Source organism: Psychrobacillus sp. FSL K6-2365, assembly GCF_038003165.1.
GTDB lineage: Bacteria > Bacillota > Bacilli > Bacillales_A > Planococcaceae > Psychrobacillus > Psychrobacillus psychrodurans.
In genome coordinates, this window is record NZ_JBBOOO010000001.1 from 1535938 (window position 1) to 1547724 (window position 11787).

Annotated in this window: 10 protein-coding genes; all 10 read left to right on the forward strand. The window is 35.8% G+C overall.

The features are described 5' to 3' along the window. The first annotated feature begins 186 nt into the window (after nt 1-186). Nucleotides 187-1941, forward strand: a complete 1755-nt coding sequence (locus tag MKY29_RS07300; RefSeq protein ID WP_340879405.1) for a 2-oxoacid:acceptor oxidoreductase subunit alpha — start codon at nt 187-189, stop codon at nt 1939-1941. Then, complete coding sequence (locus MKY29_RS07305; protein WP_090562380.1) at nt 1928-2794, forward strand: 2-oxoacid:ferredoxin oxidoreductase subunit beta; 867 nt, start codon at nt 1928-1930, stop codon at nt 2792-2794. Before MKY29_RS07300 ends, MKY29_RS07305 begins: the two co-directional genes overlap by 14 nt. Nucleotides 2795-3132: 338 nt before the next feature. Then, nucleotides 3133-4680, forward strand: a complete 1548-nt coding sequence (miaB, locus tag MKY29_RS07310; RefSeq protein ID WP_340879406.1) for a tRNA (N6-isopentenyl adenosine(37)-C2)-methylthiotransferase MiaB — start codon at nt 3133-3135, stop codon at nt 4678-4680. After that, a complete protein-coding gene (locus MKY29_RS07315) occupies nt 4680-5117 on the forward strand; it encodes a RicAFT regulatory complex protein RicA family protein (RefSeq protein WP_090562374.1) in 438 nt (145 codons plus the stop codon). The genes miaB and MKY29_RS07315 overlap by 1 nt, the downstream gene beginning before the upstream one ends. 229 nt (nt 5118-5346) lie before the next feature. Then, nucleotides 5347-6336, forward strand: a complete 990-nt coding sequence (locus MKY29_RS07320) for a TAXI family TRAP transporter solute-binding subunit (protein ID WP_241595822.1) — start codon at nt 5347-5349, stop codon at nt 6334-6336. A gap of 88 nt (nt 6337-6424) precedes the next feature. Continuing rightward, entirely contained in the window at nt 6425-6925 is a 501-nt protein-coding gene (locus tag MKY29_RS07325) for a DUF1850 domain-containing protein (protein ID WP_340879408.1), read from the forward strand. Continuing rightward, a complete protein-coding gene (locus MKY29_RS07330) occupies nt 6918-8945 on the forward strand; it encodes a TRAP transporter permease (protein WP_340879409.1) in 2028 nt (675 codons plus the stop codon). Before MKY29_RS07325 ends, MKY29_RS07330 begins: the two co-directional genes overlap by 8 nt. A 115-nt stretch (nt 8946-9060) precedes the next feature. Next, nucleotides 9061-10065: a LytTR family transcriptional regulator DNA-binding domain-containing protein gene (locus tag MKY29_RS07335; protein WP_340879410.1), complete on the forward strand. Its 1005-nt coding sequence runs from the start codon at nt 9061-9063 to the stop codon at nt 10063-10065. A 120-nt stretch (nt 10066-10185) separates the two neighbouring features. Next, the gene (locus MKY29_RS07340; RefSeq protein WP_090562359.1) at nt 10186-11034 is read left to right on the forward strand and encodes an ABC transporter ATP-binding protein; all 849 of its coding nucleotides are present in this window, start codon (nt 10186-10188) and stop codon (nt 11032-11034) included. Further along, nucleotides 11031-11738 carry an ABC transporter permease gene (locus tag MKY29_RS07345; protein WP_093494511.1) on the forward strand — a complete coding sequence of 236 codons (708 nt, stop codon included), beginning with the start codon at nt 11031-11033 and terminating at the stop codon, nt 11736-11738. Before MKY29_RS07340 ends, MKY29_RS07345 begins: the two co-directional genes overlap by 4 nt. Nucleotides 11739-11787: the final 49 nt, after the last annotated feature.

Genomic DNA, 11787 nt, shown 5'->3' on the forward strand with positions numbered 1-11787 from the left:
CTCTTTTTAATAATTAGTACTAACTAAATGAATTTATAGATTTTTTTCGAATAATTTGTGACACTACGTTTCCGTCAAAGGTCTGAATTTCTATAAAAATACGGGGAATACATAGTGATAACTGCTAGTTCGTGATAAACTTATGAAGGAAATTAGTATTTAATCGAATAGTAAGGAGATGTTTATATGTTGCAACAGCTTTCTTGGAAAGTAGGAGGGCAGCAAGGAGAGGGTATTGAAAGTACAGGAGAAATATTCTCAATGGCGATGAACCGCCTAGGATACTATCTGTACGGATACCGTCATTTCTCTTCTCGAATTAAAGGTGGCCATACAAACAATAAAATCTGTGTACGTCCAACGCAAGTTCGTACAATTCCAGATGATTTAGATATTTTAGTAGCATTCGATCAAGAAACAATTGATGTCAACTACAAAGAGTTAACGGAAAAAAGTGTAGTTTTGGCAGATGCGAAATTCTCACCAGTAGCACCTGAAGATTGTAAGGCACCAATGTATATTGTTCCTTTCACAGAGGTAGCAGCAGAACTTGGAACATCTCTTATGAAAAACATGGTAGCAATTGGCGCAAGTGCTGCACTACTTAACTTGGATAAAGCAGTATTCCAAGGGGTAGTAGATGAAATTTTTGGTAAAAAGGGACAAGAAGTAGTAGAAAAAAACATGCAAGCTATTCAACAGGGCTTTGAAACAATGGCTGAGCAACTGGGAGATCGTCTTGGTAAGTGGGAAATTGCGCCTGCTGACGGAAAACATCGGATGTTTATGATAGGAAATGATGCGATTGCTTTTGGTGCATTAGCAGCAGGTGTTCGCTTTATGGCTGCATATCCGATTACTCCTGCATCGGAAATTATGGAATATATGATTAAAAAACTACCATTATTTGGTGGAGCTGTTATACAAACAGAGGATGAAATTGCTGCTGCTACAATGGCAATTGGTTCAAACTATGGTGGTGTTCGTGCTTTTACTGCATCTGCAGGTCCAGGGCTTTCACTGATGATGGAGGCAATCGGTCTTTCCGGTATGACGGAGCAACCACTTGTAATTGTGGATACACAGCGTGGGGGACCTTCAACTGGTTTACCGACTAAACAAGAACAATCCGATTTAATGCAAATGATTTATGGAACTCATGGGGAAATTCCAAAGGTGGTTATTGCACCAAGTACTGGAGAAGAAGCATTCTATGATACTATTCAAGCTTTCAATATTGCGGAGGAATTGCAGCTTCCAGTAATTATTTTATCAGACTTACAACTATCACTCGGTAAACAAACAGTAGAGCCATTTGATTATTCTAAGGTTGAAATCCGTCGTGGTAAATTAGTAGAAAATGATGAAATTCCTGTAGCTGAAGATAAATCGTACTTCAAGCGTTTTGAAGTAACGGAAGATGGAATATCACCACGTGTTCTACCGGGTACAGAGCATGCAATTCACCATGTAACTGGGGTTGAGCATGATGAAACAGGTAAACCATCTGAGGCAGCAACAAATCGTAAAGCTCAAATGGATAAACGTTTAGGGAAGCTTCAGCATATTAACTTCAAAGAGCCGGTATACGTAAACGCACCTTACGAAGAAGCGGATATACTATTTGTTGGCTTTAACTCTACTAGAGGAGTGCTAGAAGAATTACAACAAACATTTATTGAAAGTGATATTAAAGTAAATCATGCACATATTCGTTTAATTCATCCATTCCCAGTGGAAGAAATGCACTCACTAGTTGCAAAAGCGAAAAAAGTAGTTGTAGTAGAGAATAATGCAACTGGTCAATTAGCAAATATCATTAAAATGAATGTTGGCGGTCATGATAAATTGGTAAGTGTAACAAAATATGATGGCACACCATTTTTACCATTACAGCTTGCAAAACAAGTAAAGGAGTTGCTAACAGATGGTAACATTTAAAGATTTTCGTAATAATGTAAAACCTAACTGGTGTCCAGGTTGTGGTGACTTCTCGGTGCAGGCAGCAATTCAACGTGCTGCAGCAAATGTTGGCATTCAACCACATGATTTAGCTGTAATTTCTGGTATCGGCTGTTCTGGGCGTATTTCTGGATATATTCATTCATATGGTTTCCATGGTATTCACGGTCGTGCACTTCCAATTGCACAGGGATTAAAAATGGCAAACAAAGATTTACATGTTATTGCTTCTGGTGGTGATGGTGATGGATTTGCAATAGGGATGGGTCATACCATTCATTCCATCCGTCGTAATGTCGATATAACTTATGTTGTAATGGACAACCAAATCTACGGTTTAACAAAAGGGCAAACATCCCCACGTTCAGCAGAGGGCTTTAAAACGAAGTCAACTCCTGGTGGAGCAATTGAACCATCTGTTCAACCGTTAGAACTGGCCCTAACTTCTGGAGCAACTTTTGTAGCGCAAGGATTTTCTTCTGATATTAAAGAGCTAACTGCAATTATCGAAGCTGGAATTAATCATAAAGGATTTTCGTTCATCAATGTTTTTAGCCCATGCGTAACTTACAATAAGGTAAATACTTATGACTGGTTTAAAGAACATTTAACAAAGCTTTCCGCTGTAGAAGGATATGACTCTACTAACAGAGAAGAAGCTATGAAAGTAGTAATGGAAACAGAAGGTCTTGTTACAGGTATTATTTATCAAGATGAAAACGCCCCATCCTACCAAGAACAAGTTCCTGGTTATGCACCAACCCCACTTGTCGATCAAAATTTGAAGATGAGTGAACAGGAATTCAACGCTTTAATTCAAGACTTTATGTGATATAACTGAGCTCATGAACCGTTAATGTTCATGGGCTATTTTTATACAAGCGAAAGCCCGTAAATATTAAAAAATAGCCCATAACAAGCAGAAGATAGCCCATAAAAACCATGCTAGCCCTTAATAGACAGATTATAGCTCTTAAGTATGCTTGGATAGACCTTAAACATGAAGAAATAGCCCATAACTGCTCCTAAACGCCTCAATAATTCAATTATCTGAGCTTAATTTGTCTAAATAAGAAATTTTAAGTTGAAAGCCTTGTGGCATTAGAGAACTATTCAGTATAATAGGAGGGATATTCGTACTTTTCACGAATGAAGGAAAGGAGAGTTCTTATGAACGAGGAATCACGTTTACAAAGTACTCAAGTGAAGGAAGCTAGCTCTTTGGATAAAAAGTCCGAGAAGGATTATAGTAAATATTTTCAAGCAGTCTATACTCCACCATCATTAAAAGATGCGAAGAAACGTGGCAAAGAAGAGGTAGAATACCACAACGACTTTGCTATTGCAGAGCAATTTAAAGGCATGGGTCAAAATAGAAAATTTTATATACGTACTTATGGCTGTCAAATGAACGAGCATGATACAGAGGTAATGGCAGGCATTTTCATGCAACTAGGATATGAACCTACGGATACTGTAGACGATGCAAATGTTGTTTTACTAAATACTTGTGCCATTCGTGAAAATGCTGAAAACAAAGTATTTGGTGAGCTTGGTCATTTTAAGCATTTAAAACAAAAAAATCCAGATGTATTAATCGGCGTCTGTGGTTGTATGTCGCAGGAAGAATCAGTTGTCAACAAAATATTAAAAACTTACAATCAAGTAGATATGATTTTTGGTACACATAATATTCACCGTCTTCCTAATATATTAAACGAGGCTTACCTTTCTAAAGAAATGGTAGTGGAAGTTTGGTCTAAAGAAGGAGACGTTATAGAAAACTTGCCGAGAGTACGTAAGGGTTCGATTAAGGCATGGGTTAATATAATGTATGGCTGTGATAAATTCTGTACATATTGTATCGTTCCATATACACGTGGAAAAGAACGCAGTCGTCGCCCGGAAGATATTATCCAAGAAATTAGACATCTAGCGGCGCAAGGGTACAAGGAAGTAACATTGCTTGGTCAAAATGTAAATGCATATGGAAAAGACTTTGAAGATCTAGATTATCGCTTTGGTGATCTAATGGATGACCTTCGGAAGATTGACGTAGCTCGCATACGTTTCATGACTAGTCATCCTAGGGACTTTGATGATCACTTAATCGAAGTGCTTGCAAAAGGCGGAAACTTAGTCGATCATATTCATCTTCCAGTTCAATCTGGATCATCGGATATCCTTAAAATAATGGCTCGTAAATATACAAGAGAGCATTATTTAGAACTTGTTCGTAAAATAAAAGCTGCTATCCCAAATGTTTCATTAACAACCGACATAATTGTTGGGTTCCCAAATGAAACCGATGAACAATTTGAAGAAACAATATCACTATATAAAGAAGTCGGTTTCGAAATTGCTTATACGTATATTTACTCTCCACGGGAAGGTACTCCAGCTGCAAAAATGATAGATAACGTACCGATGGAAGTGAAAAAAGAAAGACTTCAGCGTTTAAATAAGTTAGTAAATGATATGTCAGCTGAAGCAATGAAAAGACATGCTGGACAAATTGTGGAAGTTTTAGTCGAAGGTGAGAGTAAAAACAACCCTGATGTACTTGCAGGATACACAAGCAAAAGTAAACTAGTTAATTTCGTCGGTCCTAAAGAGATTATCGGTCAACTAGTTAAAGTGAAAATAACAGAAGCAAAAACATGGTCACTTACTGGGGAACTAGTAAATGAAACAATCGAGCAAAAGGTGGGAGTATAATGTCTACAACAAAATATACTAGAGACGAAATTATTGAAAAAGCAAAAGAAATTGCTACTATGATTGCAAATACAGAAGAAGTAGAATTCTTCAAACGTGCCGAAGAGCAAATCAATGAAAATACAAAGGTACGCGAAAAAATAGCGAGTCTTAAAAGCTTACAAAAACAAGCTGTCAACTTTCAGCATTTAGGGAAAGAAAAAGCTCTTACACTTATTGAGGGTAAAATTTCAGCAATCGAGGAAGAAATTGATAGTCTACCGATTGTACAACAATTCAAACAATCACAAGGTGACGTAAATAGTCTGCTACAACTAGTTGCAAATTCAATTTCTAATAACGTAACAAATCAAATTATTGAAGCAACTGATGGTGACCTATTAAGAGGCGAAACAGGATCAAAAGTAAAAAATACAACATACGATAGTTGTTCATAATACAATTATTTTAAAAGGCATTCATTTAATCTAAAAGGTTAAATGGATGCCTTTAATTACTTGTTCTGAGTCTTTCAAAACTGGGTTAATGATAGTTCGGTACTGAAAAGGAAACTTGTAATATACTTGTATAAAAACACTGAAAATGCATAATTGATTGGCAATTTGATAAACTTTTGTGTTAAAATTATTATGTACTTTGGGAATATATATATGAGGGGGAAATTGTATGAAGAAAAAGCAATTTAAGCTATTAAGCATACTAAGTATTTTTGTTTTATTAATACTTGCAGCATGTGGCTCAAACGAAGGGGATTCATCGTCAGATGGAGATTCTGGTAAAACAAAAGAAGACTACGATTTTTTAAGCTTATTAACAGGTGGGGTACAAGGAACGTATTATCCACTTGGGGGAACATTTGCGGAATTAATCAGCAGTGAAACTGGGATTAAAACTACAGCTGAGGTTTCACAAGCATCAGCAGCAAATATGACAGCACTAAAAGAGGGGACTGCAGAAATTGCATTCACTCAAACAGACATCGCTTTCTATGCAACAGAAGGAGAGTTAATGTTTAAGGACAATAAAGTAGATACAATCTCCGCACTTGGTGCACTTTATCCAGAAACAGTTCAATTAGTAACTACGGACAAAACTGGGATTAAGTCATTCGATGATTTAAAAGGTAAGAAAATTTCTGTAGGTGCTCCTGGATCAGGAACATATGCAAATGCAGAACAACTACTTGAAATTCATGGATTAACGATGGACGATATTGAACCACAAAACTTAGATTTTGGTGAATCACAAGATAGTTTACAAGCTGGTCAAATTGATGCGGCATTTATTACTGCGGGAACTCCAACTGGGGCTGTAGAAGCGTTGAACGCAGTTGCTAATGTAGTAATCGTTCCTGTAGAAGATGCAAAAGCTGATGAGCTAATCGAAAAATATCCATATTACGCTAAAGATGTAGTGCCATCGGGTACTTATGGATTAACTGAAGAAGTACCTACAGTATCTGTATTAGCAATGCTAGCTGTAACTAACGAGCTACCAGAGGACTTAGTTTATGAAATGACAAAAGCAATTTATGATAATGCTGGTAGTATTACTCATCCAAAAGGTCAATTTATTAAACCTGAAACTGGGCTAGAAGGTATTGGGATTAAAATTCATCCTGGTGCTCAAAAGTATTTTGATGAAGTAAATAAATAAAATTAAATGCTCGGGGGCATGTTGCTGTTGCTTACATGTCCCTTTTTTATTGAAAGAATGGTGGAGCAAAGAAATGCGGTTTCTTAAGGTGTTTGGAATAATAGTCCTTTTATGCGTAGTTGGCATTTCATTTTTCTTTCCATATCAACAAGTATTTGTTTTTACTGAAACTAGAAGTGACGATCCTAAATTATATTATTTACGGATTGAGGATGCACGAGACTTCCAAATTATATTCACACATTCTATACATAAAAGTGATGTAATAGAACTTTATAAAATAACAGAGGATTCTAAAATTCAATTAGTATCAATGATGTATGAGGATTTAGCAATTGGAATGCCTGGACACGCAGAAGAAGGGCAAACTTTTGAAGAGAAAGATGGAATCTATAAACTTTCCTACGACGATAAAGTTATCGATTCCTTTACGCTTTTTGTTGCCGATATTGATATGGATTTAATATTTAAATATAAACAAAAGGATTATGACTTAAAAAAATTGTTAGAACGTAGTAAAGCTTATGAATTTAAAGTAAAAAAAGTATCTCTATATGAACAATGGAAAGGAGCTAAGATGAATGACTGAAAAACAATCAAAACCGAACAGCGAATCGTCTGAAACAGAATCTTTTCAACAGTTATCGGAAGAAGAACAGCAAGCCATTTTACAGAAATACGATCCTGAATCTAATACAAGATCTGTAGATGGTATTATGAAGAAGGTAATTTTCTTTGGATTATTAGCATTTTCTTTATTTCAACTTTATACAGCTATTGAAGGTCAATTTACAGCTTATATTCAACGGTCAATACATTTAGGGTTTGCATTATCCCTTATTTTCTTAATGTTCCCCGCAATGAAAAAATCAATTCGAAAAAGAAAAATTCCAATATATGATTATCTTTTATCCATATTATCTATTGGAGTAGGTCTCTACTGGCCGATACAATATCAAGAATTAGTTTTTCGAGTAGGAACAATGTCAGATTTAGATTTTATAGTAGGTGCTTTAGCAATATTATTAACTTTAGAAGCAGCTCGCCGTACTGTCGGGTTACCTATTACAATAATCGCTACTGTTTTCTTAGTGTATGCATTCTTCGGACCGTATTTTCCAGGTTTCTTAGCGCACAGAGGGCAAGATTTAAGCAGTTTAGTGCATCTAATGTTCTTTACAACAGATGGGATTTTAGGTACTCCGATTAGTGTATCTGCTACATTTATATTTGTCTTCCTGCTATTTGGATCATTCCTAGTGAAAACCGGAGTTGGGCAGTACTTCAATGACTTAGCGGTAACACTTGCAGGTCGTTTAACTGGGGGACCTGCAAAGGTTGCCATTTTCTCCAGTGCGTTACAGGGTACTATTTCAGGAAGCTCAGTTGCTAACGTAGTAACTTCTGGTTCTTATACGATACCAATGATGAAAAAGCTAGGTTATCGAAAGGAATTTGCAGGTGGAGTAGAAGCAGCAGCGTCTACAGGCGGGCAATTAATGCCCCCAATTATGGGTGCAGCGGCATTCCTAATGGTAGAGTTTATCGGTGGTATTACTTATTGGGAAATTGCAAAAGCAGCAGCGATACCAGCAGTTTTATACTTTGCTGGTATATGGATTATGACACATTTTGAGGCAAAACGCGTTGGACTAAAAGGTATGTCAAAAGAAGAAATGCCAGATCGCAAAGAAGTTTTGAAAAAGTTATATTTATTAATACCAATTATAACGATTATTGTTCTAATGTTTATAGGGGTACCAACGATGCAAGCAGCGTTATGGGGGATTGTTGCTGCCGTAGTATTCAGTGCAATTGATAAGGAAACTAGAATGAATTTTAAAGATATAATTGATGCTCTAGTTGATGGTGCAAGAACTGCATTAGCAGTTGCAGCGGCAACCGCTGCTGCTGGTATTATTGTTGGAGTAGTTGTAAAAACTGGATTAGGACTAAGCCTGGCAAATGGTCTTATTTCTGCATCAGGTGGAAATATTCTCTTAACTCTATTCTTTACGATGTTAGCATCTATTGTTTTAGGTATGGGTTCTCCAACAACAGCCAATTATGTAATTACGTCAACAATTGCTGCACCGGCTATCATCACACTTTTGATGCTTGATATGCCTGCAGGTGCTACAGTACCATTAGTTGTCGCTTTATCTGCGCATTTGTTCGTATTTTACTTTGGTATTATTGCAGATATTACACCACCTGTTGCACTTGCAGCATTTGCAGCAGCAGGGGTTTCTGGTGGAGATCCAATTAAAACTGGAGTTGTGGCTGCTAAATTAGCAATAGCAGCATTTATCATTCCATATATGGTGATATTCTCGCCTGCATTACTCATGATAGATACGACATTCCTTGAAGTTATTTGGGTTGTATTTACCGCAATTACCGGAATGATTGCAATTGGTGCAGGAATGATTGGATATTGGTATCGCAAGGTAACATGGATTGAAAGAATATTTGCAGTTGGAACTGGGTTGCTTTTGATTTACCCAGAAAGTTTTTCAGATATTGCCGGATTAATTATCTTTGCAATCCTATTAGCAATTCAATTGTTTACTAAGGGTAAGAATAATCCAGAAGCAATAGCACATTAAAATTTCATTTCTTCTTAAGTAAAATATAAATTTAAAGTAAAACACGAGCCCATTTTGGCTCGTGTTTTTATATAATAGAGTAAAGATAGAAAGAATTGGGGTTTTTTACATGTCAATGAAATTTGTACTAGCTGAAAAGCAGATGAATGATGCAATACTTTTTCCGGAGTTTAACTTATCTATTAATGAAAGTGAAATCGTTTCACTTTGTTCAAACGTCAATGTTCGCGAGCAACTGTTATTCATATTGCTAGGGAAAACGAACTTATCGAAAGGCAAGATAGAATTTGATCCCGAGCAAAAACTAGGATTTTATTTCTTACGTGAAGGGGAATATGAAAGACTTACAGTGAAGGAATCTCTACAATTTTTCCATCGTATTCATCAATCCGATCAATCAATTGAAGAAGTTTTACAGACTGTGCAGTTGGAAAGCAAAAAAAATAAGAGAATAAAAGAACTTTCATATTCTGAAAAGAAACGTGTTCAACTTGCACATATACTTATCCAAAATCCTGCCATATACATAATGGAAGAACCCGATCAAAATCTAGATATTGAATCGAAAAAAATCTTTATCAATATACTTAAAATGTTGAGTTCGTCACAGAAAACAATTCTTATTTTGACGGGGCAAGTAGAAAGTGCTTTAGCTTATTCTGATCAAATATACCGCTTGGATGAAAAAGGACTTCATCCAATTCAATTAGAAGTGGAAACGCAAAATGATTCAAATAAGAAAACAGGAAATGAACATAAAGACAAGATTGTTCAACCTATTCGTTTTGAAAAAATACCAACTAAGGTAAATGAAAAAATTGTATTATTTGATCCACCAGAAATCGATTATATAGAGAGCATTGAGGGACAAACTTTTTTGCATAATAAGGGAGAAAGTTTTCAGTGTGCATTTACGTTAAATGATTTAGAAGAAAGATTATTACCCTTTGGATTTTTTCGCTGTCACAGATCTTATATTGTGAATTTACAAAAAGTGCGCGAAGTAATTACATGGACTAGAAATAGTTACAGTTTAGTTCTGGATGATACGGAAAAATCATCTATACCACTTTCAAAGACGAAAATGACTGATTTAAAAGGAATGTTGGGCCTAAAATAAGCTCCGTTCACCCCAAATTTAACTCCATTCACCTGAAATATAAGGTTTTTAATGAGAATATCTCTTAATCTTAGGTTGTTCATACAAAAATGCTCAACCAAAAAATTAGGAGGTTTTTAAATGGAAAACGCAATCGAAGTGAAAGGTCTAGCAAAATATTATTCAAACTTTAAAGCAATTGAAGATGTTCAATTTGAAGTTAAAAAGGGAGAGATATTTGGATTTCTTGGACCTAGTGGATCTGGCAAGACGACAACTATTAAAATCTTAACGGGACAATTGAATGCAACAGAAGGAGAAGCTTTCGTTTTTGGAGAGAGCGTTTCTGTCCTGAAAAATCCAACAGCTCGAAAACGATTTGGTGTTCTAACAGATAATAGTGGATTATATGGAAGGCTGTCAATAATTGAAAATCTTCAGCTTTACTGCAAACTTTACGACTTACCCAATTCTAAAGTTGATGAGGCATTGGATTTTGTCAATTTAAAGGAAGCTGGGAAAAAGAAGATTTCCACTTTATCTAAAGGAATGACGCAGCGAGTCAATTTAGCTAGAGCAATATTACATGAACCTGAACTGCTATTTTTAGATGAACCAACTTCTGCATTGGATCCAGTAAATACACTACATATCTATAATGGCTTACGTGCATTAAATAATAGAGGAACAACGATATTCCTAACTACTCATGACATGCAAGAAGCTGATGTTTTATGTAACCGAGTAGCTTTCCTTCACAAGGGAAAAATTCAACTTCTTGATAAGCCAGGAGAGCTTAAAAAACAATTTGCAGATGGGACAGTAACTGTAGAATTATCGAACAATGAGAAAGTTGTACTACGAAAGGATTCAGAGGGAGCAGAAGAAATGTTCCAGCTTATGAAAGAGAATCGAGTTCAAACGGTACATTCAAATGAACCAACTTTAGGAGATATATTTGTAAAAGTGACTGGAGGAGAATTGGTATGACGTTTTCATGGAAGAGAGTAAATGCAATTTTTCAAAAAGACTTTAAGGATTTCTCAAGAAACTTAGCAGTTTCAATCGTGGTATTCTTACCACTAATTTTAGCTGCTGTATATGGCCGTATGGGATTAGATACAATACAAGCTCATTTTATGAATATCAATATGACGTTTGCCATGGTTGGTACATACGTCCAATGTTGCTTGATAGCTGAAGAAAAAGAAAAGAACACACTACGTGGACTTATGCTATCTCCAGCCAGTACATTAGAAATTCTTGGTGGAAAAAGCCTGTTATCATTTGTATTAACTATTGTTATTGCATTCTTCTGTGCATATTTATCGGAATATCGTCCAGCTAATATTGCAATCATTGCAACAGCTATTGTTATTTCATCTGTTTTCTTCATAGGTTTAGGAACTTTATTGGGCCTTATTGCAAAATCAGTTATGGAATCTTCTGTAATAGTTCTTCCTGTTATTGCTGTTTTTACAATGGGATCATTTGTAACTGTTTGGATAGAGAAGTATCCAGTATTGCAGATAGTTGAATATTTGCCAAACATTCAACTAATTGACCTTGCAACAAAAGTGGAAAGTGGAGCAGGATTCGGTGATGTAATTTCAAATCTGGCTATAATTCTAATTTGGACTGTGGTCGTATATATATTAACTGTGGTTGTATATAAAAAACGAATGGTGGATTAGTTTTAAGTCTGATAAAGCATCAGCGAAATGTAGGGGCTTTATTGCTCCT

Excerpts from the sequence above, each read along its gene's own strand:
- MKY29_RS07300 (WP_340879405.1), top strand. The coding sequence starts at position 187 with ATGTTGCAACAGCTTTCTTGGAAAGTAGGAGGGCAGCAAGGAGAGGGT.
- MKY29_RS07305 (WP_090562380.1), top strand. The coding sequence starts at position 1,928 with ATGGTAACATTTAAAGATTTTCGTAATAATGTAAAACCTAACTGGTGT.
- miaB (WP_340879406.1), top strand. The coding sequence starts at position 3,133 with ATGAACGAGGAATCACGTTTACAAAGTACTCAAGTGAAGGAAGCTAGC.
- MKY29_RS07315 (WP_090562374.1), top strand. The coding sequence starts at position 4,680 with ATGTCTACAACAAAATATACTAGAGACGAAATTATTGAAAAAGCAAAA.
- MKY29_RS07320 (WP_241595822.1), top strand. The coding sequence starts at position 5,347 with ATGAAGAAAAAGCAATTTAAGCTATTAAGCATACTAAGTATTTTTGTT.
- MKY29_RS07330 (WP_340879409.1), top strand. The coding sequence starts at position 6,918 with ATGACTGAAAAACAATCAAAACCGAACAGCGAATCGTCTGAAACAGAA.
- MKY29_RS07335 (WP_340879410.1), top strand. The coding sequence starts at position 9,061 with ATGAAATTTGTACTAGCTGAAAAGCAGATGAATGATGCAATACTTTTT.
- MKY29_RS07340 (WP_090562359.1), top strand. The coding sequence starts at position 10,186 with ATGGAAAACGCAATCGAAGTGAAAGGTCTAGCAAAATATTATTCAAAC.
- MKY29_RS07345 (WP_093494511.1), top strand. The coding sequence starts at position 11,031 with ATGACGTTTTCATGGAAGAGAGTAAATGCAATTTTTCAAAAAGACTTT.